The organism is Staphylococcus lloydii (genome assembly GCF_015775975.1).
Taxonomy (GTDB): domain Bacteria; phylum Bacillota; class Bacilli; order Staphylococcales; family Staphylococcaceae; genus Staphylococcus; species Staphylococcus lloydii.
Map to the genome: position 1 here is coordinate 1,192,453 of NZ_CP064056.1, position 25,573 is coordinate 1,218,025.

Sequence of the window (25,573 nt, forward strand, 5' to 3'; positions counted from 1 at the left end):
AGACAAAAATATTCGGAGGTTTTTTGAGATGGCAGTAAATAAAATTGTAAAAAGCAACGACGGTTTATCAGTACCAAACGAACCAACAATTCCATATATTATTGGTGACGGAATTGGCCCAGATATCTGGAAAGCAGCAAGCAGAGTTATCGATGCTGCCGTAGAAAAAGCTTATAACGGCGAAAAGAAAATTGACTGGAAAGAAGTATTAGCTGGTCAAAAAGCTTACGATGAAACTGGCGAATGGTTGCCTAAAGAAACATTAGAAGCAATTGATGAATATTTAATTGCGATTAAAGGACCTTTAACTACACCAATCGGTGGCGGTATTCGTTCATTAAACGTAGCTTTACGTCAAGAATTAGACTTATTCACTTGTTTAAGACCAGTTCGTTGGTTCAAAGGTGTTCCTTCACCTGTTAAAAGACCAGAAGAAACTGACATGGTTATTTTCCGTGAAAATACTGAAGATATTTATGCTGGTATTGAATTTAAAGAAGGTTCATCAGAAGTGAAAAAAGTAGTTGATTTCTTACAAAACGAAATGGGCGCTAAAAACATTCGCTTCCCAGAAACTTCAGGTATCGGTATTAAACCAGTATCTAAAGAAGGTACTGAACGTTTAGTACGTGCAGCTATCCAATATGCGTTAGATAACAACCGTAAGTCTGTTACTTTAGTACACAAAGGTAATATCATGAAATTTACTGAAGGTGCATTCAAACAATGGGGTTATGATGTTGCTCATAATGAATTTGCTGACAAAGTATTTACTTGGCAACAATATGATCAAATTGTTGAAGAACAAGGTAAAGACGAAGCTAACGCTGCTCAAGAAAAAGCTGAAAAAGAAGGCAAAATTATCATTAAAGACTCAATTGCTGATATCTTCTTACAACAAATTCTTACTCGTCCAGCAGATCACGACGTAGTTGCTACAATGAACTTAAACGGTGACTATGTATCAGATGCATTAGCTGCACAAGTTGGTGGTATTGGTATCGCTCCAGGAGCTAACATTAACTATGAAAGTGGACATGCAATTTTCGAAGCTACTCATGGTACTGCGCCTAAATATGCTGACCAAGACAAAGTAAACCCATCTTCTGAAATCTTAAGTGCTGTATTAATGTTAGAACACTTAGGTTGGCAAGAAGCAGCTGATAAAATTACAGATTCAATCGAAAAAACAATCGCGTCCAAAGTTGTTACTTACGACTTTGCACGTTTAATGGACGGTGCAGAAGAAGTTTCAACTTCACAATTCGCAGATGAATTAATTAAAAACTTAAGCTAATAATTGTTTAAGTGAAATAAAAGACTAGAAATAGTTTGTTTTGTGATAAGCACTCCTTGATGATTCAATGGGTGCTTATTTTTATTTTACAAACTTTTATATTATAAAAATTAAGAAAATGTTAAGATTATGTAAATGAATGTCAATTGTATTATTTTTTTGACAATTTACGTTATAATTACGATGTAAATATATTATTGGAGGTACGTTATGTCTCAAACAGTACTTGTAGTTGATGACGAACAATCAATTGTAACATTGCTTAAATATAATTTAGAACAAGCTGGTTACAATATAGAGGTAGCCTATGATGGCGAAGAAGCATTGGCGAAAGTTGATGCAGTTAAACCGGAAGTAATTGTATTAGATGTTATGTTACCTAAAAAAGACGGTATTGAAGTGTGTAAGCAAATTCGTGCAGATAAAAATTTAGTGCCGATTTTAATGTTGACTGCGAAAGATGATGAATTTGATCGCGTATTGGGCTTAGAATTAGGCGCAGATGATTATATGACGAAACCATTTTCACCGAGAGAAGTTGTTGCACGTGTTAAAGCAATATTAAGACGATCTGCAATGTTAACAGAGTTAAATGAAAATGCAGATAGTTCTGAGGACATTCATATTGGGTCTATTAAAATAAAACCTGACTTTTTTGAAGTTTACCGTAATGGAGAATTGTTAGAATTAACACCTAAAGAATTTGAGTTATTATTATATTTAATAGACAGACAAGGCAGAGTAATTACACGTGAACACATGTTGAATTCTGTGTGGAATTATGAATTTGCTGGTGATTCTCGAATTGTTGATGTACATATAAGTCATTTAAGAGATAAATTAGAAGACAATCCCAAACAGCCTAAATTGATTAAAACTGTGCGTGGATTAGGTTACAAGTTAGAGAGACCTAAAAATTAATGTTGAAATTTCATCAACGTTTATTAATAATTTTATGTACGATAACAATAGTGAGTTTTCTTGCCTTAGGGTTTATTGTTACACACGTGATTTATACTACAGTAGTGCAAAATCAACAGCAACTACTCGAACATAAAACAACGCATTTTGTGAGTTTGTTAAATCAAAATAAGCAAAATGAACTAACTAAATTAATGAAAAATGAGCAACTATCGATAGAAATCAAAGATGATGATAAAAAAACATATTCTCAAACGACAAAGGTCCCAATAAATTCTTCTATCTTAAAAATGACGACTGATACGTCATTACGCTATGATAAATATAAAGGCCAACATCGTTATACTTATGAAACGTCTAAGAGTAATTACACGATACTTATTAGTGGCGTTAACAATAATCTACATGATTTACAAATGAAAATTTGGTACTATTTGTTATTAACAATTATTGTAGTCTTGTTAGTCATGTTTTTAGTAGTTAGAATGATTAACCGTACATATATTATGCCAATAAAAGAAGTAACATATGCAACACAATTACTTGCAGAAGGATATTACCATGTTAGAGTTCCAGAGAGTAATGTTAAAGAAACAAGGGAATTATTTGTTACTACAAATGAATTAGCAAGAAGATTACAAAAATTAAATAATCAACAAAAGTTACAATCTAATCGTTTAAAAACAACTTTGGAAAATATCCCAAGTTCAATTTTAATGATTGATAAGTATGGTGAAATTGTAATAGCTAATAGAACTTATTACGAAGTATTCACACCTGATATAGAGATAGAGCATCATAGTTATACAGAAATATTAGACGATGACGTTCAACCATTAATTACGGACGCTTTTAAAATGGAAAAGGCACTTTATCAGCAGTTGAAATTAAACGTGAGTCAAGTACATGAAAAATATTTTGATACAGCATGTGTCCCGATTCTATCGAAGTCTAAAAAGAATTTATACGGCATGGTTATCGTATTGCACGATATAACAAATCTTAAAAAATTAGAAAATTTACGACGAGAATTTGTTGCTAACGTGTCTCACGAGCTAAAAACACCAATAACATCTATCAAAGGTTTTGCTGAAACATTGCTAGATGGTGCAAAAGACGATCCACAGTCATTAAATGCCTTTTTAGATATTATTTTAAAAGAATCTGAACGTATTGAATCGCTTGTTTTTGATCTATTAGATTTATCTCATGTTGAACAACAGACTGAAATTGAAACGACGAGACTTAACTTTGCTGAGGTGGTGCAAAGTAATATCGATAGTTTACAAACGATTGCAGAAAGTAAATCAATTTCTATAAACGCAAGTCTTGATTCAAATGTTTATATTGAAGCAAATAAAGATAAAGTTTCACAAGTTGTTATTAACTTGGTTTCTAACGCGATTAATTATTCGCCGGAAAACAGTGAAATTATTGTTAAAGTGTATGAAGAAAATCAAAAATCGATCTTAGTCGTAAAAGACTTTGGTATTGGTATAAAAGAAGAAGACCAACAGCATATCTTTGAACGATTTTATAGAGTTGATAAAGCTAGAAGTAGAGATTCTGGTGGTACAGGTCTAGGTTTATCTATAGCGAAACATATAATCGAAGCGCATAAAGGGCGTATTAGCGTTTCGTCAAAACCTAACGAAGGGTCAACATTCAAAGTTATATTTTTTGATGATACTTTATAACAAAGTTCCTACAATTTATTGTAATTGTAGGAGCTTTTTTGGTTACTAAATTTAGCGTAAAAAGTACGGTATAATGATAGATTATGATAAAATAATAACTAAATTAGTTCTGGAGGTTAATTAAAGTGAATAAATTAATTTTAATAGATGGTAATAGTTTAAGCTTTAGAGCATTTTATGCTTTACCGTTATTGCAAAACAAGGCAGGCATCCACACAAATGCGGTATATGGTTTTGCGATGTTATTAGAAAAAATAATTAAAGAAGAACAACCTACGAACTTTTTAGTAGCATTTGACGCGGGTAAAACAACTTTTCGACATGACACTTATAGTGAATATAAAGGTGGCCGTCAAAAGACGCCTCCAGAATTAAGTGAACAATTACCATACGTCCGTCAATTATTAGATGCATATGGCATTAAAAGATATGAATTAGATAATTATGAAGCCGATGATATTATAGGTACGCTTAGTAAAGAAGCGCATTCAGCAGGGTATGAAACAATTATTGTTACAGGTGACCGTGACTTAACACAGTTAGCTAGTGATAATGTGACGATATACTATACTAAAAAAGGTGTTACAGATGTAGATCATTACACGCCTGAATTTATTGCGGAAAAATATAATGGACTAACGCCAGATCAAATTATTGATATGAAAGGTTTAATGGGTGACGCTTCCGATAATATTCCTGGTGTAGCTGGCGTTGGGGAAAAAACAGCCATTAAATTGTTAAATCAATTTCAAACTGTAGAAAGTGTTTATGACAACATCGATAGCGTTTCTGGTAAAAAGTTAAAAGAAAAACTGGAAAATAGTAAAGACGATGCATTAATGAGTAAACAGCTTGCCACTATAAACCGTGAGAGTCCGATAGCAGTGTCATTAAAAGATACTGAAATGCCAACAAATAATGATGAAACAGAAAAAATTGAATTATTTAAAAAACTAGAATTCAAACAACTATTAGAACAATTAAATGTGGACGGCACGAGTGAGAGTGATGAAGCGCTAGAATTAACTGTGGAACAAGATTTTGCAAATATAGATTTTGCTAATTTACAACAAGCGACAATACATTTTGAATTAGAAGATACGAATTATTTAAAAGATCAAATTTTAAAATTCGGGCTTTTTGATGGTACGCATCACGTCGTTATTGATGCTCAAAACATAAATGACTATAAAGAACTAGTACAATGGCTAGAAAGTAGCGATTCGCAAAAGGTTGTTTATGATGCTAAAAAAACGTATGTGGTAGCGCATAGGTTGAATATTGATATTAATGAAATAGTTTTCGATGCTATGTTAGCGAGTTATATTATAGATCCATCAAGAACTATCGATGATGTACACTCTGTTGTTAGTTATTATGGACAAACATATTTAAAAACTAATGTAAGTGTATTTGGAAAAGGGAAAAAGCGCCAAATACCAGAAGATGAAGTTTTAAATGACTACGTTGCTAATATTGTACATGCCATTCACAATGCGACAGCTAAAATGGAAACACAATTGGAAGAATATAACCAAGTTGAGCTCTTAAAAGACTTGGAATTACCATTAGCTAAAATTTTAAGCAAGATGGAAGAAACTGGTATTTATACCGAAGCTAGCGAATTAAAAGAAATGGAAATTGAAATACAAAACAAACTAGATAAATTAGTTGCAAATATATATGACTCAGCTGGAGAGGAATTTAATATTAATTCTCCAAAACAATTAGGTGTTGTATTATTCGAAACATTAAAACTACCTGTTATTAAAAAGACAAAGACTGGTTATTCTACTGCTGTTGATGTGCTAGAACAATTACAAGGTGAACATCCAATAATTGATTATATACTAGAGTATCGTCAATTATCTAAATTACAATCAACTTATGTTGAAGGTCTTCAAAAAGTAATTAGTGATGATAATAGAATACACTCAAGGTTTAATCAAACTTTAGCACAGACAGGTAGATTATCGTCAGTAGATCCAAATCTACAAAATATTCCAGTACGACTTGAAGAAGGTCGTAAAATTAGAAAAGCGTTTAAATCTTCTGATGAAGATACCGTTATCTTTTCGGCCGATTATTCACAAATTGAATTACGTGTATTGGCGCATATCACACAAGACGAAAGTATGATACAAGCATTCAAAAATAATGAAGATATTCATACTGCAACGGCAGTTAAAGTGTTTGGTGTGAGTGCTGACGAAGTCGATAGTTTAATGCGTAGACAAGCAAAAGCTGTAAACTTTGGGATTGTTTATGGGATTAGCGACTATGGTTTAAGTCAAAACTTAGGTATAACGCGTAAACAAGCTAAACAATTTATCGATGATTATTTAGATAGCTTTCCTGGCGTGAAACAATATATGACAGATATTGTTAAAGATGCAAAAGCGCAAGGATTTGTTGAAACACTTATGCATCGCCGTCGTTATATCCCAGATATCACGAGTCGTAATTTTAATTTACGTAGTTTTGCCGAACGTACTGCTATGAATACACCTATTCAAGGTAGTGCAGCTGATATTATTAAGCTAGCGATGGTAAATTTTGATAATGCTGTTAAAAATGAATCGTTCAATGTAAAATTATTGCTTCAAGTACACGATGAATTAATATTCGAAGTACCAAAAGGCGAAGTAGCTGATTTTAGTAAATTTATAGAAAATATTATGGATAACGCATTACCATTAGACGTGCCACTATTAGTTGAATGTAACTATGGTGATACATGGTACGATGCGAAATAAGAAAGTTGGATTATCATGCCGGAACTACCAGAAGTTGAACATGTTAAAAGAGGCATTGAGCCATATGCTAAAGGACAAAAGATAAGCTCTGTTATTTTTTCTGATAAAGTGAAAGAAGGCAAAGCTGACGGACGAGAAACAATAATAAAAGGAATGTCACTGGAAACCTTTAAAACTTTCACGGAAAATTTTGTTATAGAAGAAATTGAAAGACGTAGTAAGTACATCGTCTTTCATTTAGCTAATGACAATGAACATAGAATTTTAATAAGTCATCTAGGTATGGCAGGTGGTTTCTTTATCGTTAGAGCTTTAGATGATATTACGGTTAAAAATTATCGTAATCATTGGCATGTCATTTTTACATTAGATAATGATATGTTACTCGTTTATTCTGATATAAGAAGATTTGGAGAAATTAGAAATGTACCTTCTTTAGAAGCTTACCCATCATTTTTAGAGATAGCTCCAGAACCTTTTGAAGATATAGCCTTAAATCATTATCTGTCTTGGTTTGATCGTAAAAGTTATTTAAAAAAACCAATAAAACAAATGATATTAGATCACAGAGTGATTGCGGGATGTGGTAATATATATGCTTGCGAGGCGTTATTTAGAGCCGGCATTCACCCGAATAGAACTACGCATAGTTTGAATAACCAAGAAAGAGAAATGTTATTTTATTATGTTCGAGAAGTGCTATCCGAGGGTATAAAATATGGTGGGACTAGTGTTTCTGATTATCGACATGCTGATGGTAAGACAGGAACAATGCAACTACACCTTAATGTATATAAACAAAAAACATGCAAAGTATGTGGCAGTGATATCGAAACACAAGTTATTGCAACGCGTAACAGTCATTACTGTCCTACTTGTCAAAAATAAAGGAAGAGTGAAATATATGCCAAAAGTAATAGGACTTACCGGTGGAATTGCCACTGGTAAATCTACAGTATCAGAAGTTTTATCTGTTCATGGTTTCAAAATTGTAGATGCAGATGTAGCTTCTCGTAAAGCAGTTGAAAAAGGTAGTGAAGGATTAGCAAATGTAAAAGCTGCTTTTGGAGACGATGCTATTGACGAAAATGGGGAAATGGACCGCGCATATGTCGGTGATGTTGTATTTAATCAACCGGAAAAGCGATTAGAATTAAATGAAATTGTCCATCCAATCGTCCATGATATTATGGAAAAAGAAAAAAATGACTACCTCAACGAAGGGTATAACGTCATTATGGATATTCCATTATTATTTGAAAATGAATTGCAAGATACTGTCGATGAAGTATGGTTAGTCTATACTTCAGAAAGTATTCAAATTGATCGATTAATGGAACGAAATAATTTATCACTTGAAGATGCAAAAGCCCGTGTGCTAAGCCAAATCTCTATCGATAAAAAACGTAGAATGGCAGATCACGTCATCGATAATAGAGATTCTAAGCTTGATTTAAAACAGAATTTAGAAAGCTTTTTAATAGAACAAGGCTATATTGATGAAGCTGAACATCTTTAATTCATTCACCATTAGCGTTTTGCTTAGAAACGTTAATGGTAATTTTTAAAATTTTAAAGCAAACGCTTTCATTTTTTAAGTAATATGTTATACTAATTCTATAAAAGTATAACACAAATTTGAGAGGTGCTTTCGATGACGACTAATATAGCAATTAATGGAATGGGTAGAATAGGGCGAATGGCATTACGTATCGCACTTAAAAATGACAATTTAAACGTGGTAGCTATTAACGCTAGTTATTCACCAGAAACGATAGCTCATTTAATAAATTATGATACTACTCATGGTACATATGATTTAAAAGTTGAACCGACTGAAAATGGTATTAAAGTAGAAAATCATGAAATTAAATTAGTATCAGATAGAAATCCTGAAAACTTACCTTGGGCATCACTTGATATTGATATCGTAATAGAAGCCACTGGTAAATTTAACCATGGAGATAAAGCGGTAGGTCATATCAATGCTGGAGCTAAAAAAGTTTTACTTACAGGGCCATCTAAAGGTGGAGACGTACAAATGATTGTAAAAGGTGTTAATAATGATAACTTAGATGTTAATAAGTATGACATATTTAGTAATGCTTCTTGTACGACTAATTGCATTGGCCCAGTTGCAAAAGTATTAAATGATAAATTTGGTATCGTAAATGGATTAATGACGACAGTTCATTCAATTACTAACGATCAAAATAATATAGATAACCCGCATAAAGATTTAAGACGTGCACGTTCATGTAGCGAAAGTATCATACCAACGTCTACTGGTGCAGCAAAAGCATTAAAAGAAGTTTTGCCTGAATTAGAAGGTAAGCTTCATGGTATGGCACTTAGAGTCCCAACAAAAAATGTATCATTAGTTGATTTAGTCGTTGACTTAGAACAAAACGTAACGGCAGAAGAAGTAAATAATGCATTTAAAGAAAATGATTTACAAGGTGTTTTAGCTACAGAAGATGCACCGCTAGTCTCTGTAGACTTTAATACAAACCCACATTCAGCAATTGTAGATACGCAAAGTACGATGGTGATGGGTGACAATAAAGTGAAAGTAATTGCTTGGTATGATAATGAATGGGGCTATTCAAATAGAGTCGTTGAAGTAGCTGCGCAATTAGGACAATTATTAAATTCTGAAGCTGACGTGTTGATTAGCTAAAAATAAGATAAAACGAGTAATATAAATAAGAAGCACTCAGATGCATTGAATTAAAGCATCTGAGTGCTATTTCTCTGGGATTTATATCTCAGGGTCTTTTTTGTTATAATATATTGTATTTCTCAAATAATAGAGATGTACTTCTAACTATGACCTCATTCTTTTGTCGTCTAGTGATTTATAGTATAATAAATTCGAATCAACTGAAGAAGGTGATAGCACAATGAAATGTCCAAAATGTAATTCAACGCATTCACGTGTCGTAGATTCTCGTCACGCTGATGAAGTTAACGCGATTCGCCGTCGTAGAGAATGTGAAGTTTGTAATACTAGGTTTACAACATTTGAACATATTGAAAAAAGACCATTAATCGTAGTGAAAAAAGATGGCACACGTGAACAATTTTTAAGTGAAAAAATCTTAAATGGTTTAGTTCGTTCATGTGAAAAAAGACCAGTTAGATATGAACAATTAGAAGAAATCACTAATAAAGTCGAATGGCGTCTTAGAGATGAAGGGCGTGCTGAAATCTCTTCAAGAGATATTGGCGAATATGTCATGAATTTATTAATGCATGTAGACCAAGTATCATACGTGCGCTTTGCATCAGTCTATAAAGAATTTAAAGATGTAGACCAATTATTACAATCGATGCAAGGTATCTTATCAGAAAATAAACGGAGTGATTCATAATGGGTTTGCAATCTTCAGATTTTGGATTGAGACCTCAAGATAACTTTTACGTTATCCGCGATTTTTCCATTAATGAACAACATTTAGATATATTAAATAGGCTATTCACTCCATTAGTAGGTCCCAATGCAATGGGACTTTATTACTATTTAGAGCAATTTGTAACACAAGAGGCTGAAATAGTGACCACACATTATGTAATAATGAGTGAATTACAAATCAATTTAAGTGAATTCAGAACACACATGGATTCACTAGAGGCTATAGGTTTAGTCAAAAGTTATGTACATCATGATAGTAATACATCATCTTTTGCCTATAAACTTATCCAACCACCAACTGCCTATCAGTTTTTTAGCGATCCTATGTTGTCGATATTTTTATTTACAGCTGTAGGGAAAGAACGTTACCATCACCTAAAAGATTATTTTGAGTCTAATACATCGTTTAATCTTGAAGGTTATCAGGAAATAACACGTAAGTTTACCGATGTATTTTCAGTACCTAATAAAAATTTTCAAAGTGATGTTTCAAACATTAAACGTGAACAAGGCTATGAAGGTTTGAATTTAGCTAAAGTTGACTTTGATTTCGAGGCGCTTTATGACTTACTACAATCACATTTTATAAGTGCTGAAATTATTAATGCTGATGCTAAAGCATTAATTACGCAACTTGCTATTTTATATGGCATAACGCCAGAAGCAATGAAAAGTGTGATTTTAAAATCAATCACAAGCGCACAACAATTATCGTTTGAAGATATGCGTAAATATGCACGTACTTATTACCAAATGGAACACGAACAAAGTTTGCCTTCATTACAATTAAAACAACAAAACATACCTAAACCTGAAGACAATAGTCATACTGAAGAGGAAGATCGTCTAGAACAATTGAATCGTGTAAGTCCTATTGAAATGTTAACCGCATGGAAAGGCTCTGAAATTAGTTTAGATGAAAAGAAATTAGTCGAAGAGTTAGTCGAAAGGGAACAGTTACCTTTTGGCGTGATTAATATATTGTTGCAATTTGTTATGCTAAAAAGAGATATGCGGTTACCTAAAAAATATACGTTAACAATTGCAGCGCATTGGAAACGTAAAGGATTAAAAACTGCGCAAGAAGCAGAACCATTTGCTAAGAAAATAAATGAAGAAGAGCAACAACAAAAATCTCAACGTAATTTCAAACAACCAAGAGCAAATTTAGTTTCAAAAGAAATGACACCTAAATGGTTATTAGAGAGAGATAATGCCAACAATAACGAACAAAATCAACCAGATAATGAGACGTCAACAGAAGATGATTCTGAACATGAAAAAGAACGTGCCGCGTTTTTACAACATTTAAAAGAAAGATGGGGGGATGATGACTAATGAAAAGCTTTGAAAATATAATGGGCGAGTCAAATGATTTAACAAAACGTATAGCTAAAATCAAACAAGAGGTCGTTAATGATAAAGATGTCAAAGCATTTTTAACCGAACATCAGTCTGAACTTACTAATGCAATGGTTGATGAAGATTTAAACGTCTTACAAGAATACAAAGACCAACAAAAACATTATGACGGTCATCGTTTTGAAGATTGCCCTAACTTTGTAAAAGGTCACGTACCAGAATTATATATCGAGCATAATCATATTAAGATAAGATACTTACAATGCCCATGTAAGATTAAACACGATGAAGAGAAATTTAATGCGCATTTAATTACCTCCCATCATATGCAACGTGATACTTTAAATGCGAAGTTAAAAGACATCCATATGGATGGTAAAAGACTAGAAGCGGCTATGAAAGCCGATGAGATTTGTAATGATATAGCAAATGAAAAAGCAAATATCAAAGGCCTATATTTATACGGTCAATTTGGTACAGGTAAATCATTTATTTTAGGTGCTATTGCTAATCAGCTAAAAACAAAAAAAATACCATCTACGATTATTTACCTCCCTGAATTCATTCGTACCTTAAAAAGTGGATTTAAAGACGGCAGTTTTGAATCAAAATTGGCTACTGTACGTGAAGCGAATATTCTAATGCTTGATGACATTGGTGCAGAAGAAATCACCCCTTGGGTTAGGGATGAAGTAATTGGACCTATTTTACATTATAGAATGGTACATGAATTACCAACATTCTTTAGTTCTAATTTAAATTTCAAAGAATTAGAACACCATTTATCTGTAACACGTGATGGAACCGAAAAAACAAAAGCTGCACGAATTTTAGAACGTATTAAAACATTATCGACGCCTTATTATTTAGAAGGAAAAAATTATCGTGATGTTTGAAAAATTAAATAAATGTTGTATAATAAATTCAAATCTAAATTAAAGCGAAATAAATTGAGGATAAGATAATTTATTCACTGATATCCAGAAAGTCATTAGTTGATGCGAATATGACTATCATAATATTTTTATTACTCCCTCAAGTACAGTGTTTGTAATGAACACTCGGCTCAAGACCGTTATCTTAAGTAGAGTTTATATTAGACGATGAGCATACCGTTTAATATATTATTTTAGGGTGGTACCACGAAGACCTCGTCCCTTTTTAGGGGACGGGGTTTTTTTATTTCGTTTTATGCAGAGTAAGTTCAAAATAGGAGGGTTTATCTATGGAGCAAATAAATATACAATTTCCAGATGGAAATTCAAAGGAATTCGATAAAGGCACTACTACAGAAGATATAGCGCAATCTATTAGTCCTGGATTACGTAAAAAAGCAGTCGCAGGTAAATTTAATGACAAATTAGTAGATTTAACAAGACCATTAGAATCAGATGGAGCTATTGAAATCGTAACTCCAGGTAGTGAAGAAGCTTTAGAAGTATTGAGACACTCAACAGCGCATTTAATGGCACAAGCATTAAAACGCTTATATGGAGATGTTAAATTTGGTGTAGGTCCCGTTATCGAAGGTGGTTTCTATTATGACTTCGATATGGATGAATCTATTTCATCGGATGATTTCGAAAAAATTGAAAAAACTATGAAACAAATTGTTGATGAAAATCACAAAATTGAACGCAAAGTAGTTTCTCGTGATGAAGCGAAAGCATTCTTCAGTGACGACCCTTATAAATTAGAATTAATCGAAGCAATCCCAGCTGATGAGAATGTTACATTATACACACAAGGTGAATTTACTGATTTATGTCGTGGTGTACATGTCCCATCTACTTCGAAAATTAAAGAGTTCAAATTGTTATCTACGGCAGGTGCATACTGGCGAGGCGACAGTAATAATAGAATGTTACAACGTATCTATGGTACTGCCTTCTTCGATAAAAAAGATTTAAAAGCGCATTTGAAAATGTTAGAAGAACGTAAAGAACGTGACCATAGACGTATCGGTAAAGATTTAGAATTATTTGCTAATAACCAACTTGTTGGTGCCGGATTGCCATTGTGGTTACCAAATGGTGCTACAATTCGCCGTGAAATCGAACGTTACATCGTTGATAAAGAAGTAAGTATGGGTTATGACCATGTTTATACTCCAGTAATGGCAAACACTGATTTATATAAAAAATCGGGTCATTGGGATCACTACAACGACGACATGTTCCCAACAATGAAATTAGATGAGCAAGAAGAAATGGTTTTAAGACCAATGAATTGTCCTCATCACATGATGATTTATGCGAACAAACCACATTCTTACCGTGAATTACCAATTCGTATAGCTGAATTAGGTACAATGCATCGTTACGAAGCAAGTGGTGCAGTTTCAGGATTACAACGTGTACGTGGTATGACTTTAAATGATGCGCATATTTTCGTACGACCAGATCAAATTAAAGAAGAATTTAAGCGCGTCGTTAATTTAATCATAGATGTTTATGAAGATTTTGGCTTTGAAAATTATAACTTTAGATTAAGTTACAGAGATCCTGAAGACAAAGAAAAATATTATGATGACGATGAGATGTGGGTAAAAGCTGAGAGCATGTTAAAAGAAGCAGTAGACGAGTTAGGTCTAGATTATGTGGAAGCCATTGGTGAAGCGGCATTCTACGGTCCAAAACTTGACGTTCAAGTGCAAACTGCAATGGGCAAAGAAGAAACTTTAAGTACTGCTCAATTAGATTTCTTACTACCACAAAAATTTGATTTAACTTATATTGGTAATGATGGCGAACAACATCGTCCTGTAGTAATCCATAGAGGTGTTGTATCAACAATGGAAAGATTTGTTGCCTTCTTAACTGAAGAAACTAAAGGTGCTTTCCCAACATGGTTAGCGCCAATGCAAGTTGAAATCATTCCAGTAAATGTTGATTTACACTATGATTATGCTCGAAATTTACAAGATGAGTTAAAATCTCAAGGTGTAAGAGTAGAAATTGATGATCGTAATGAAAAAATGGGCTATAAAATACGTGAAGCTCAAATGCAAAAAATTCCATATCAACTCGTTGTAGGCGATAAAGAAATGGAAAATAATGAAGTTAATGTACGTAAATATGGTTCTCAAGATCAAGAAACTGTAGAAAAAGATGACTTTATTTGGAATTTAGTAGATGAGATTCGCCTGAAAAAGCAAAGATAGTATTGAAACAAATTGTTTATTCATGTATATTGATGAGTAGTGAAATAGTAAATAACTAAAATTTAAATAAACTTTGAGTTAGAGGTTGCATTTTTAATTAGTAACTTTTCAATGGCTTAATGGAGCCTATATTGAAACAGCGAAAGGTAAAAATGCCGAAACACAAAATAACCATTATTATTGCGTGTTGGGTCAGACATCGATAAGATGCTGGACTGTCACATATGTGATGTGCTACCTAGTATGATTGATAACACAGCGGTTGCATATCGGAAGGTATGCAACCATTTTTATTTTTTGTAAAATTACATAGGTTGACATTTACTATAAGAAATTTTTAATTTGTTTCTTTTAAATAGTAAACCTCTAAGCAAGACAGAAAGGAAGCTACTATGGAAAAAAATCAACATGATGGGGTTAAAAGAGGACTAAAAGACCGCCATATTTCAATGATTGCAATAGGCGGCTGTATCGGTACTGGTTTGTTTATGACATCAGGCGGTGCCATTCATGATGCTGGCGCATTAGGTGCTTTACTAGCTTATGCAATTATCGGCGCAATGGTGTTTTTCTTGATGACATCGTTAGGGGAAATGGCAACATATTTACCAGTATCTGGCTCATTCAGCACATACGCTACTAGATTCGTAGATCCTTCTTTAGGGTTTGCCTTAGGTTGGAATTATTGGTTTAACTGGGTTATAACTGTTGCTGCCGATGTCACGATAGCGGCACAAGTTATTGAATATTGGACGCCGTTACAATCATTACCGGCTTGGATATGGAGTAGTATTTTCTTAATCATTATCTTTGGATTAAATGCGTTATCTGTACGTGTTTATGGTGAGAGCGAATATTGGTTTGCGTTAATTAAAGTTGTTACAGTCATTATCTTTATTATTATCGGCTTATTAACAATCGTAGGTATCATGGGTGGAAAATTTGTAGGATTTGAAACCTTTACAGCAGGCCAAGGACCTATCTTAGGAGACGGATTAGGTGGTAGCTTGTTGACTATACTCGGTGTATTCTTAGTTGCTGGTTTCTCATTCCAAGGAACAGAATTGATAGGTATTACTGCAGGAGAGTCAGAGAATCCAGAACGTGCAGTACCAAAAGCTATAAAACAAGTGTTTTGGCGTATCTTACTATTTTACATTTTAGCGATTTTCGTAATTGGTATGATTATTCCATATAATAGCCCAGCATTGATGGGTGGAGATAGCGACGTTGCAACTTCTCCGTTTACGCTTGTATTTAAAAATGCAGGATTAGCATTTGCTGCATCATTTATGAATGCAGTTATATTAACTTCAGTATTGTCAGCAGGTAACTCTGGTATGTATGCTTCAACGCGTATGCTTTATTCTATGAGTAAAGATAAATTAGCCTTTCCAATTTTTTCTAAGACTAATAAAAGCGGCGTACCATATCTTTCGTTATTAGTAACTGCGCTTATTGTAATTGCTATCTTTGCGCTACAACATATTAGTGGAGATGCGTATGAATATATCGTAGCTGCTAGTGGTATGACTGGATTTATTGCTTGGGTAGGTATTGCAATAAGTCACTATCGTTTTAGAAAAGCTTTTGATAAACAACACTATGATAAATCTGTATTAAAATATAAAGCTAAATTGTTCCCATTTGGTCCGATTTTTGCTGGTATTTTATGTGTGATTGTAATCATTGGTCAAGATGTAGATTTTATTCAAACTGGCCATTTTAACCTTAATCGTTTTGTCATTACTTATATGGGGATTCCAGTATTTTTAGCATTCTTTATCTATCATAAATTACGTTACAAAACTAAGATGATACCATTAGAAAAAGTAGATCTTAGACAAGATGTTGATATGGAAGAAATAAAATCACATAAATAATTAAATAGCTGTTGACTTATGTCTTAATCGTTGCTATGATTAATAACGTTGAATACGAAACGAACCAAGTAGAAGCTCCCGCTTCTCACCTGTAGCGACGCGAAGGCAGTTGGCAGGTCAATAATACATGTAGTAAACATGTGTAGAGCAGAGCGGGTGTAATTTATACTCGCTCTGCTTTTTTTACTTGGCATAATTTCGTAAATTTCATGGAGGTGTCAATCATAGCTAAAGATCAAACTCAAGTAAACGATAAGATTCGTGCGAAAGAATTAAGATTAATTGGTCAAGATGGTGAACAAATTGGTGTTAAACCAAAAAGTGAAGCATTAGAAATGGCCGATCGTGTAGGTTTAGACGTTGTAGTCGTAGCACCAAACGCTAAGCCGCCTGTTGGTAGAATTATGGATTACGGTAAATACAAATTCGAACAACAGAAAAAAGAAAAAGAAATGAAGAAGAAACAAAAAACAATAAACGTAAAAGAAATACGTTTAAGTCCAACTATTGAAGAACATGACTTCCAAACAAAATTAAAAAATGGTCGTAAGTTCTTATCAAAAGGGGACAAATGTAAAGTTTCTATTCGTTTTAGAGGTAGAGCAATTACACATAAAGAAATTGGACAAAGAGTTTTAGAAAAATTCGCTGAAGAATGTAAAGATATCGCTTCAGTTGAACAGAAACCTAAAATGGAAGGTCGTCAAATGTTCATTATGTTAAGCCCTACAGCTGAAAAATAATATTTAAATCACAGGAGGAAATTTATCATGCCTAAAATGAAAACACACCGTGGAGCAGCTAAACGTGTTAAAAGAACTGGTTCAGGACAATTAAAACGTTCAAGAGCTTTCACATCTCACTTATTTGCAAACAAAAACACTAAACAAAAACGTCAATTACGTAAAGCTAAGTTAGTTCATAAATCAGACGTAAAACGCGTAAAACAATTATTAGCTTACAAAAAATAATTAAACAACGTTTATTTATCATTAACATTATAAAGCATTAACATATTTTGAGGAGGAATTTATTATGCCACGAGTAAAAGGTGGAACAGTAACAAGAGCTCGTCGTAAAAAGACGATCAAATTAGCAAAAGGTTACTTCGGTGCTAAACGTACTTTATATAAAGTAGCAAAACAACAAGTTATGAAATCAGGTCAATACGCTTTCCGTGACCGTCGTCAAAGAAAACGTGATTTCCGTAAATTATGGATTACACGTATTAATGCAGCTGCACGTCAACATGACATCAGCTACTCTAGATTAATGAACGGCTTGAAAAAAGCTGAAATTGATATTAACCGTAAAATGTTATCTGAAATTGCTATTTCAGACGACAAAGCTTTCGGTGAATTAGTAACTAAAGCAAAAGATGCTTTAAAATAATTAGTAAAAAGAGATGTGGCGTGTGCTACATCTCTTTTTTATTTTGAGATACATTATAGATTTGATAAAATAACTACGAAGTCAAACAAAAGGAGATACATATGTCTAAATTCGATGAACGCATTATAGTAGTGCCACGTAACATATTATTTGATGAAGAAAATAATCAATTTAATGGCTTTTTAGCTAACGATAGTACAAAAGGTCAAGAAATATTCGATACACTTAGTCAATACGAAGTTAAACGTAGAGGCGATATGGAAGAAGATCCTAACTACAAGCAATTAATTTCATACTGTTTGTTAGAAAATGAAAATGATCAACTTTTAGTCTATGAGAGACTATCTGGTGGAGGCGAAGATCGCTTACATGGTCAATCATCTATTGGAGTAGGTGGTCATATGAACGATATCGTAGGTGCAGATACTATTAATGAGGTATTAAGAACGAATGCGCAACGTGAATTAGAAGAAGAAGTTGGGCTAGCATCAGAAGAATCACAAAATTTACAATACATAGGCTTTATTAATGATGACACGAATGAAGTGGGCGAAGTACATCTAGGTGTTGTGTTCAAAATCAAAGTGAATTCAAATGATGTAGAGGTACAAGAGACTGATACTTTAAAAATTAAATGGGTTGAACAAGGAAGTATCGATAATTACGATGACTTTGAAACATGGAGTGCTTTAATTTTAGAAGCTTTACAATAGAGGTGAATAACCATGTCAGACATCATTCCTTTTCCGCGTTCAAGAGAAAAGTTAATAAGAGATATTAAGGTTGAATTTAACCAAAATAATTTAGAACAGGTCTATGAACTTTTCGAAGAATTTGAACAACATTTTGAATTAGATGAAACTTTATCATTATTAAAATGCGCAACATTACACGAATTAGGTTATTATTTAGAACTTAGAGAAGAAACTATAATTTTATTAAAACAAGGGTTTAATAATTATGATGAACTTGTATTGTATTATGTTAAAAGCTTAAATAATTTAAAGCAGTATGTTGAAGTTGTTGAAGTAATTAATCAAATTATAGACGAAGTTCAGAATCATCAAACGAGAATGGAACTATTTCCATTAAAAGAATTTGCACTTAGTCAACTCGAGCAATATAACAAAGTTGCAGGTGAAAAGTTACAGCAATTTGATGCTTTATCTTTAAGAGAACAAATCAATACAATTTTAACTTTAATTGATAATAACCAATACAATTACAAAGACTCGGTGGCACACTTAATGACTGCTTTATCTTTGCAGCCTAATGTAGTGAGCATTATGCTAGAATACTTGAGGTTCGCACAATATGAATCTCGTATTCATTTAACAAAGTTTGGTTATGACATTGATGTCGTCCCGAGTAACTTAGAAGGTTTAGAACATACCGAACTTAAACAGTATATTATTCCAAATGTTATTCAGTTAATGGAAGAAGACGCCACACAATTAATTAATGAGGCAGCACACGTTATGAATAACCATGCTGTTCTATTATATCCACTTGATATAAATGCTATAGCTTCTTCTGAACAATGGATTGAGACATATGAAAATTACTTTAAGTCAATGTTGGGTATCGATAAAGGGCAAGCACACAGTGAAGTTAAAAACTTAATTTTAAAACTAGATCATTTAACATAATTAATAACTTATATTGTGGGTAAACAAACAACATAGTATTAATTCTTAACAATTTATTTGAGCTGTAAAACATCTGGGTTTGTATACCCACTTGTCGTATGGTATACTAATGAAGTTGAAAAATTAAAATAGGATAATCATGGAGGTTTTTATACATGACAGCAACTTGGGAAAAAAAGGAAGGTAACGAAGGCGTATTATCAGTTACAGTTCCTGCAGAAAAATTAGACAAAGCATTAGATCAAGCTTTCAAAAAAGTAGTAAAACAAATTAATGTACCTGGTTTCCGTAAAGGTAAAGTACCACGTCAAATCTTTGAACAACGTTTTGGTGTAGAAGCACTTTATCAAGATGCGGCTGACATTTTATTACCAGAAGCATATGGTGAAGCTATCGAAGAAACTGGCATTAAACCAGTTGACCAACCTGAAATCGATGTTCAACAAATCGAAAAAGGTCAAGACTTCAAATTTGATGCTACAGTTGTAGTTGAACCAGAAGTTCAATTAGGAGACTATAAAGGTCTTGAAATTGAAAAACAAAATGCTGAGTTAACTGATGAAGAAGTTCAAGAATCAATCGATCATCAATTAGGTCATTTAGCTGAAATGGTTGTTAAAGAAGACGGTGCCGTTGAAGATGGCGACACAGTAAATATCGACTTCGATGGTTATGTAGATGGCGAACAATTCGAAGGCGGACAAGCTGAAGGTTATGACTTAGAAATTGGTTCAGGTATGTTTATCCCTGGATTTGAAGAACAATTAATCGGTGCTAAAACTGGAGAAGAAAAAGACGTTACAGTTACTTTCCCAGAAGAGTATCATGCAGAAGAATTAGCTGGAAAAGAAGCTACATTCAAAACTAAAGTAAACGAAATTAAAGCTAAAGAAGTTCCTGAATTAACTGACGAAATTGCTAACGAATTAGATTCAGAAGCAAATTCAGTTGATGAGTTTAAAGAAAATACTCGTAAACGTTTAGCTGAACAAAAAGAAACTGATGCAGAAAATGCACAAAAAGAAGAAGCAATTAATAAAGCTGCTAACAATGCAACTATCGATATTCCAGAAGCAATGGTTAATACTGAATTAGACCGCATGGTTCAAGAATTTGGACAACGTATGCAACAACAAGGTTTAAATTTAGAAACTTATTTCCAAATTTCAGGTCAAGACGAGTCTCAATTAAGAGAACAAATGAAAGACGATGCACAAGAACGTGTTAAAACAAACTTAACATTAACTGCAATCGCTGACGCTGAAAATGTTGAAGTATCTGATGAAGATATCGATAAAGAATTAGAAAAAATGAGTGGTCAATTTAATATCTCAGTTGAAGATATTAAACAAACATTAGGTAACACTGACATTGTTAAAAATGACGTGCGTATCCAAAAAGTTATCGACTTACTTGTTGACGAAGCAAAATTAGTAGAACCTGCTAAAGAAGACAAAGAAGCATAAGGTTAATATATTGAGCAAATTATTTTTTGCTTCAAATGTAAAGCTGTATAATATAAAAATATTGAGTGGCAGATGCATTAATCATTGATGTATCTGCTTCACTATTTTTATGCAAATATCTTGTAAAATTAACTATTTGCATATTAAAATGCTATCTAGTATAGTCTTTAGGGAATAGGGGTGTAAATAGAATGTTCAAGTTCAATGAAGATGAAGAAAATTTAAAATGTTCTTTCTGTGGTAAAGATCAAGATCAAGTTAAGAAATTAGTCGCTGGTAGTGGCGTATATATATGTAATGAATGTATTGAATTATGTTCAGAAATCGTAGAAGAAGAATTAGCTCAAGCAGAACCAGAGGGCTTAACTGAATTACCTACACCAAAAGAAATTATGGATCAATTAAATGATTATGTAATTGGACAAGATAAAGCTAAAAAATCTTTAGCAGTTGCAGTATATAATCATTATAAACGTATTCAACAGTTGGGACCAAATGAAGATGACGTTGAATTACAAAAAAGTAATATTGCTTTAATTGGACCAACTGGTAGTGGTAAAACACTTTTAGCACAAACTTTAGCAAAAACATTAAATGTACCATTTGCAATTGCAGATGCTACAAGTTTAACTGAAGCTGGTTATGTAGGTGACGATGTAGAAAATATCTTATTACGTTTAATACAAGCTGCTGATTTTGATATTGATAAAGCAGAAAAAGGTATTATTTATGTCGATGAAATCGATAAAATTGCGCGTAAATCAGAAAACACTTCTATTACAAGAGATGTTTCTGGTGAAGGTGTACAACAAGCATTGCTTAAAATATTAGAAGGTACAACTGCAAGCGTTCCTCCACAAGGTGGACGTAAACATCCAAACCAAGAGTTAATTCAAATTGACACAACTAATATCTTATTCGTTTTAGGCGGCGCCTTCGACGGTATTGATGAAGTTATCAAGAGAAGACTTGGTGAAAAAGTAATTGGATTCTCTAGTAGTGAGGCTTCTAAATATGATGAAGATGCTATTTTAGAACAAATTAGACCTGAAGATTTACAATCTTACGGTTTAATTCCAGAGTTTATTGGTCGTGTACCAATCGTAGCAAATCTAGAAACATTAGACGTTGAAGCATTGAAAAATATTTTAACGCAACCTAAAAATGCGTTAGTTAAACAATATGTTAAAATGCTTGAATTAGATGATGTTGAATTAGAATTTACTGAAGGCGCGTTAGCGGCGATTAGTAATAAAGCAATTGAAAGAAAAACTGGTGCGCGTGGTTTACGCTCAATTATTGAAGAAGCATTGATTGATATCATGTATGATGTTCCATCTTCTGACGGTGTCGTTAAAGTTGTCATTACTGAAGACACTATCAATGAAGAAAAGAACCCTGAATTATATGATAAAGACGGTAATTTAGTAAATAATGAACCAACTTCTGCATAACGCAGTAAATATATTTTTAAAAGACCGGGACAATATTTTTGTCTCGGTCTTTTTACATAAGTGGTTAAATTTTTGTTAAACACATCGCAAAATATGACATTCTATACTATAATGAATGAGTTAAACAAGTAGAAAGTGGGTCAATAATGAATATTAATCCTAATGAAATTGAAATATTAATAAGCGCAGTAAACCAATCGCAATATCCTGAAACGGGTTTAAGTGAAGTTGCCTTAAGTGGTCGTTCTAATGTTGGTAAATCTTCTTTTATTAATAGTATGATAGGTAGAAAAAATATGGCACGTACTTCACAGCAACCAGGAAAAACACAAACGTTAAATTTTTATAATATCGATAATCAGCTCGTATTTGTGGATGTGCCGGGTTATGGTTATGCGAAGGTGAGTAAAAAACAACGTGCAGCATTTGGTAAAATGATCGAACAGTACATTACCCAACGTGATTCACTAAAACTCGTAATTCAACTTGTCGATTTAAGACATAATCCTACTGAAGACGATATTTTAATGTATGACTTTTTAAAGTATTATGAAATACCGACACTTGTAATAGCGACTAAAGAAGACAAAATTGCCAAAGGTAAAGTACAAAAACATCTCGATAATATTCAACAAAAGCTACAAATGGAACCTTCAGACAGTATTATTAGTTATTCATCGGTAAAAAATAATAAGCAAAAATTAATTTGGCAAGCTATAGAAAATTATTTATAATTATTATTAACTGATAATCATTATTCTAAATAATATGTACATAAGACTAAATTTGACAAATATTTGAATTTAATAATAATTCTTCTAATTTACATGGGCAACTTGCTTAACTCATGTCATAGTTATGTTATAATTTACTTATTGTAATATGTATGGAGGGCGTTATAAATGCATTTTATTGCGATTAGTATAAACCATCGCACAGCAGATGTAGCATTAAGAGAAAAAGTTGCTTTCAAAGACAATACCATACACGTAGCTAATGTTGATTTATTTGAAACAAAATCTATTTTAGAAAATGTAATAGTTTCCACATGCAATCGTACAGAAGTGTACGCTATTGTTGACCAAATTCATACGGGTCGCTATTATATGCAAAGATTTTTAGCGCGTTCTTTCGGTTTTGATGTCGAAGAAATCAAAGATATGACTGAAGTACACATTGGGGACGATGCAGTAAATCATTTAATGCGTGTAGCTTCAGGATTAGATTCTATCGTTTTAGGAGAAACACAAATTCTTGGTCAAGTTAGAGACGCGTTCTTTATTGCCCAAGAGGAAGCAACTACGGGGACTATTTTCAATCATTTATTTAAACAAGCAATTACTTTTGCTAAAAAATCACATAACGAAACGGATATAGCAGATAATGCAGTAAGCGTATCTTATGCTGCAGTTGAATTAGCTAAAAAAGTATTTGGCAAATTAGCAAATAAAAAAGCTGTAGTCGTAGGCGCTGGAGAAATGAGCGAATTGTCTTTATTAAATTTACTAGGTTCAAATGTTAACGATATAACAGTAGTGAATAGAACGGTTGAAAATGCTGAAAAACTTGCAAGTAAGCATGCTGTTAACTATGCTGATATTGAACAGCTACCCGACTTATTATCACAAACTGATATTGTAATCAGTTCTACTAGCTCAGAAGATTATATGATTACGAGCGAAATGATGTCGGAGATTAACACGCAAAGAAAATTAGATTCATTAGTGATGATTGATATCGCGGTTCCTAGAGATATTGATCCTGAAGTAAGTCAGCTATCAGAAGTATTTAGTTATGATGTAGATGATTTGAAAGGTTTAGTCGATGCGAATTTAAAAGAAAGACAAATGTCTGCTGATGCAATTGCGCAAAACATTCCAAATGAAATTGCTAGCCACAATGAATGGGTTAATATGCTAGGCGTAGTACCTGTCATTAGAGCTTTAAGAGAAAAAGCAATGACAATTCAATCTGATACGATGGATAGTATCGATAGAAAACTACCAAACCTATCAGAACATGAGCGCAAAATCGTTTCTAAACATACAAAAAGTATTATTAATCAAATGTTAAAAGACCCTATAAAGCAGGCTAAAGAGTTAAGTAATGATAAGAAAAGTAATGAAAAATTAGAGCTATTTCAAAATATATTTGATATTGAGGCTGAAAATCCATATCCAGAAAAAAGTAAAAATACTAAAACTGAGGATAGATTAAGTCGAATTCTAAGTTTTGAATAAGCCCTTTAAATGGTGATGCTATGCAAGATAGTTTATTTATAAGATTTCATGAAATTATTTTATTCATTTATTTTGTCAGTATTTCTTGTTATTTTTATGATTTTTTCAGGAAGAATTTTAAGATAAGACGATTAGGGTTTATTTCTTTAGGGATTGTTTGGGTATTACAAACAATCTCTTTGTCTTTATTTATCAATCAAACGCGATCAGTACCGTTAAGTAATATTTTTGATGTTTTATTTATCATTACATGGTTAATTATTTCAATATCAATAGTCATTAATGTCATTAGACCTATCGACTTTTCCATATTTTTATTTAATCTGGTTGGTTTTGTATTAATTGCATTAAATACTTTCCAACCAATGAATTATTTGGCAAAAGGCGAGAAAATGACTGTTATTAACGAACTATTAATAGTGCATATAAGTTTTGCTACAGTCAGTTATGCACTTTTCACTTTAGCTTTCGTTAATTGTATTCTATATTTAATTCAGTATAATAATTTGAAACAAAAACGGTTTACTCAAAAATATTTCCGGTTAGGCAGCGTTGCTACTTTAGAGCAAATTGTATTTTACAGCTCATTAGTAGGTTTTATTTTATTAATTTTAAGTCTTATTTTGGGCGCACAATGGGGTCTAAATACAATTGGTTTTACTACCTTAATTGATAAGAAAGTGATTTTTTCGTTTATTATCGCTATTTTATATGCGCTATATATTTTATTTAGAGTAAAACAACTTCAATCAAAACATAAGCTAATATATTTTAATATTGTCTTATTTTGTTTATGCATAATTAATTTATTATTCGGTCCAAGTATTTCAAGTTTTCACTAATAAATTCATTGGAAATACATGTTGATATAGAAAAGG

The 25,573-nt window shown here is 32.7% G+C and carries 22 protein-coding genes, 1 riboswitch and 1 other annotated feature; all 22 genes read left to right on the forward strand.

Annotation, left to right across the window (positions count from 1 at the left end; genetic code table 11):
- Positions 1-28 precede the first annotated feature (28 nt).
- The 22 genes from icd (at position 29) to ccsA (ending at position 25,537) form a co-directional block, all read left to right on the forward strand.
- Entirely contained in the window at positions 29-1,297 is a 1,269-nt protein-coding gene (gene icd, locus ISP08_RS05810; RefSeq protein ID WP_048793463.1) for an NADP-dependent isocitrate dehydrogenase, read from the forward strand.
- Positions 1,298-1,507: 210 nt separating this feature from the next.
- The gene (locus ISP08_RS05815; RefSeq protein ID WP_048793464.1) at positions 1,508-2,218 is read left to right on the forward strand and encodes a response regulator transcription factor; all 711 of its coding nucleotides are present in this window, start codon (positions 1,508-1,510) and stop codon (positions 2,216-2,218) included.
- Positions 2,218-3,915: a two-component system histidine kinase PnpS gene (gene pnpS, locus ISP08_RS05820; RefSeq protein WP_195718006.1), complete on the forward strand. Its 1,698-nt coding sequence runs from the start codon at positions 2,218-2,220 to the stop codon at positions 3,913-3,915. The genes ISP08_RS05815 and pnpS overlap by 1 nt, the downstream gene beginning before the upstream one ends.
- A gap of 125 nt (positions 3,916-4,040) precedes the next feature.
- Positions 4,041-6,671: a DNA polymerase I gene (polA, locus tag ISP08_RS05825; protein ID WP_195718007.1), complete on the forward strand. Its 2,631-nt coding sequence runs from the start codon at positions 4,041-4,043 to the stop codon at positions 6,669-6,671.
- A gap of 15 nt (positions 6,672-6,686) precedes the next feature.
- On the forward strand, positions 6,687-7,559 hold the full coding sequence (gene mutM / locus ISP08_RS05830; protein WP_048793467.1) for a bifunctional DNA-formamidopyrimidine glycosylase/DNA-(apurinic or apyrimidinic site) lyase: 873 nt from the start codon (positions 6,687-6,689) through the stop codon (positions 7,557-7,559).
- Positions 7,560-7,575: 16 nt separating this feature from the next.
- Positions 7,576-8,190 (forward strand): dephospho-CoA kinase, encoded by a 615-nt coding sequence (gene coaE, locus ISP08_RS05835; RefSeq protein WP_195718008.1) that lies wholly within the window; start codon positions 7,576-7,578, stop codon positions 8,188-8,190.
- Positions 8,191-8,325: 135 nt separating this feature from the next.
- The gene (gene gap / locus ISP08_RS05840; RefSeq protein ID WP_195718009.1) at positions 8,326-9,351 is read left to right on the forward strand and encodes a type I glyceraldehyde-3-phosphate dehydrogenase; all 1,026 of its coding nucleotides are present in this window, start codon (positions 8,326-8,328) and stop codon (positions 9,349-9,351) included.
- 223 nt (positions 9,352-9,574) lie between these two features.
- Positions 9,575-10,045 carry a transcriptional regulator NrdR gene (nrdR, locus tag ISP08_RS05845; RefSeq protein ID WP_048793470.1) on the forward strand — a complete coding sequence of 157 codons (471 nt, stop codon included), beginning with the start codon at positions 9,575-9,577 and terminating at the stop codon, positions 10,043-10,045.
- Positions 10,045-11,424: a replicative helicase loading/DNA remodeling protein DnaB gene (locus ISP08_RS05850; RefSeq protein WP_195718010.1), complete on the forward strand. Its 1,380-nt coding sequence runs from the start codon at positions 10,045-10,047 to the stop codon at positions 11,422-11,424. The genes nrdR and ISP08_RS05850 overlap by 1 nt, the downstream gene beginning before the upstream one ends.
- The gene (gene dnaI / locus ISP08_RS05855; RefSeq protein ID WP_195718011.1) at positions 11,424-12,344 is read left to right on the forward strand and encodes a primosomal protein DnaI; all 921 of its coding nucleotides are present in this window, start codon (positions 11,424-11,426) and stop codon (positions 12,342-12,344) included. Before ISP08_RS05850 ends, dnaI begins: the two co-directional genes overlap by 1 nt.
- A 329-nt stretch (positions 12,345-12,673) precedes the next feature.
- The gene (gene thrS / locus ISP08_RS05860) at positions 12,674-14,611 is read left to right on the forward strand and encodes a threonine--tRNA ligase (protein ID WP_195718012.1); all 1,938 of its coding nucleotides are present in this window, start codon (positions 12,674-12,676) and stop codon (positions 14,609-14,611) included.
- 71 nt (positions 14,612-14,682) lie between these two features.
- Positions 14,683-14,856, forward strand: a riboswitch (Lysine riboswitch).
- 147 nt (positions 14,857-15,003) lie between these two features.
- Positions 15,004-16,494 (forward strand): amino acid permease, encoded by a 1,491-nt coding sequence (locus ISP08_RS05865; protein ID WP_195718013.1) that lies wholly within the window; start codon positions 15,004-15,006, stop codon positions 16,492-16,494.
- A 60-nt stretch (positions 16,495-16,554) separates the two neighbouring features.
- Positions 16,555-16,681 (forward strand) — a sequence feature (ribosomal protein L20 leader region).
- Between the two features lie 28 nt (positions 16,682-16,709).
- Positions 16,710-17,237, forward strand: a complete 528-nt coding sequence (gene infC / locus ISP08_RS05870; protein WP_195718684.1) for a translation initiation factor IF-3 — start codon at positions 16,710-16,712, stop codon at positions 17,235-17,237.
- 27 nt (positions 17,238-17,264) lie between these two features.
- The gene (gene rpmI / locus ISP08_RS05875; RefSeq protein ID WP_048793475.1) at positions 17,265-17,465 is read left to right on the forward strand and encodes a 50S ribosomal protein L35; all 201 of its coding nucleotides are present in this window, start codon (positions 17,265-17,267) and stop codon (positions 17,463-17,465) included.
- Between the two features lie 64 nt (positions 17,466-17,529).
- The gene (gene rplT / locus ISP08_RS05880) at positions 17,530-17,886 is read left to right on the forward strand and encodes a 50S ribosomal protein L20 (protein ID WP_048793476.1); all 357 of its coding nucleotides are present in this window, start codon (positions 17,530-17,532) and stop codon (positions 17,884-17,886) included.
- 101 nt (positions 17,887-17,987) lie between these two features.
- Positions 17,988-18,599 carry an NUDIX domain-containing protein gene (locus ISP08_RS05885; protein ID WP_195718014.1) on the forward strand — a complete coding sequence of 204 codons (612 nt, stop codon included), beginning with the start codon at positions 17,988-17,990 and terminating at the stop codon, positions 18,597-18,599.
- Positions 18,600-18,611: 12 nt separating this feature from the next.
- Positions 18,612-19,535 (forward strand): hypothetical protein, encoded by a 924-nt coding sequence (locus tag ISP08_RS05890; RefSeq protein ID WP_195718015.1) that lies wholly within the window; start codon positions 18,612-18,614, stop codon positions 19,533-19,535.
- Positions 19,536-19,690: 155 nt separating this feature from the next.
- Positions 19,691-21,001, forward strand: a complete 1,311-nt coding sequence (gene tig / locus ISP08_RS05895) for a trigger factor (RefSeq protein WP_195718016.1) — start codon at positions 19,691-19,693, stop codon at positions 20,999-21,001.
- A gap of 191 nt (positions 21,002-21,192) precedes the next feature.
- Positions 21,193-22,455, forward strand: a complete 1,263-nt coding sequence (clpX, locus tag ISP08_RS05900; RefSeq protein ID WP_195718017.1) for an ATP-dependent Clp protease ATP-binding subunit ClpX — start codon at positions 21,193-21,195, stop codon at positions 22,453-22,455.
- Positions 22,456-22,601: 146 nt separating this feature from the next.
- Positions 22,602-23,189 carry a ribosome biogenesis GTP-binding protein YihA/YsxC gene (gene yihA, locus ISP08_RS05905; RefSeq protein WP_048793481.1) on the forward strand — a complete coding sequence of 196 codons (588 nt, stop codon included), beginning with the start codon at positions 22,602-22,604 and terminating at the stop codon, positions 23,187-23,189.
- 168 nt (positions 23,190-23,357) lie between these two features.
- Positions 23,358-24,695, forward strand: a complete 1,338-nt coding sequence (gene hemA / locus ISP08_RS05910; protein WP_195718018.1) for a glutamyl-tRNA reductase — start codon at positions 23,358-23,360, stop codon at positions 24,693-24,695.
- A 20-nt stretch (positions 24,696-24,715) separates the two neighbouring features.
- Entirely contained in the window at positions 24,716-25,537 is an 822-nt protein-coding gene (gene ccsA, locus ISP08_RS05915; RefSeq protein ID WP_195718019.1) for a cytochrome c biogenesis protein, read from the forward strand.
- The last annotated feature ends 36 nt before the right edge of the window (positions 25,538-25,573 follow it).

Bases quoted from the DNA above. Each gene is read 5' to 3' on its own strand.
- gap (WP_195718009.1), top strand. From the start codon at position 8,326: ATGACGACTAATATAGCAATTAATGGAATGGGTAGAATAGGGCGAATG.
- thrS (WP_195718012.1), top strand. From the start codon at position 12,674: ATGGAGCAAATAAATATACAATTTCCAGATGGAAATTCAAAGGAATTC.
- hemA (WP_195718018.1), top strand. From the start codon at position 23,358: ATGCATTTTATTGCGATTAGTATAAACCATCGCACAGCAGATGTAGCA.
- coaE (WP_195718008.1), top strand. From the start codon at position 7,576: ATGCCAAAAGTAATAGGACTTACCGGTGGAATTGCCACTGGTAAATCT.
- ccsA (WP_195718019.1), top strand. From the start codon at position 24,716: ATGCAAGATAGTTTATTTATAAGATTTCATGAAATTATTTTATTCATT.
- icd (WP_048793463.1), top strand. From the start codon at position 29: ATGGCAGTAAATAAAATTGTAAAAAGCAACGACGGTTTATCAGTACCA.
- rplT (WP_048793476.1), top strand. From the start codon at position 17,530: ATGCCACGAGTAAAAGGTGGAACAGTAACAAGAGCTCGTCGTAAAAAG.
- pnpS (WP_195718006.1), top strand. From the start codon at position 2,218: ATGTTGAAATTTCATCAACGTTTATTAATAATTTTATGTACGATAACA.
- tig (WP_195718016.1), top strand. From the start codon at position 19,691: ATGACAGCAACTTGGGAAAAAAAGGAAGGTAACGAAGGCGTATTATCA.
- rpmI (WP_048793475.1), top strand. From the start codon at position 17,265: ATGCCTAAAATGAAAACACACCGTGGAGCAGCTAAACGTGTTAAAAGA.
- ISP08_RS05890 (WP_195718015.1), top strand. From the start codon at position 18,612: ATGTCAGACATCATTCCTTTTCCGCGTTCAAGAGAAAAGTTAATAAGA.
- dnaI (WP_195718011.1), top strand. From the start codon at position 11,424: ATGAAAAGCTTTGAAAATATAATGGGCGAGTCAAATGATTTAACAAAA.
- ISP08_RS05815 (WP_048793464.1), top strand. From the start codon at position 1,508: ATGTCTCAAACAGTACTTGTAGTTGATGACGAACAATCAATTGTAACA.
- ISP08_RS05850 (WP_195718010.1), top strand. From the start codon at position 10,045: ATGGGTTTGCAATCTTCAGATTTTGGATTGAGACCTCAAGATAACTTT.
- nrdR (WP_048793470.1), top strand. From the start codon at position 9,575: ATGAAATGTCCAAAATGTAATTCAACGCATTCACGTGTCGTAGATTCT.
- ISP08_RS05885 (WP_195718014.1), top strand. From the start codon at position 17,988: ATGTCTAAATTCGATGAACGCATTATAGTAGTGCCACGTAACATATTA.
- yihA (WP_048793481.1), top strand. From the start codon at position 22,602: ATGAATATTAATCCTAATGAAATTGAAATATTAATAAGCGCAGTAAAC.
- ISP08_RS05865 (WP_195718013.1), top strand. From the start codon at position 15,004: ATGGAAAAAAATCAACATGATGGGGTTAAAAGAGGACTAAAAGACCGC.
- mutM (WP_048793467.1), top strand. From the start codon at position 6,687: ATGCCGGAACTACCAGAAGTTGAACATGTTAAAAGAGGCATTGAGCCA.
- clpX (WP_195718017.1), top strand. From the start codon at position 21,193: ATGTTCAAGTTCAATGAAGATGAAGAAAATTTAAAATGTTCTTTCTGT.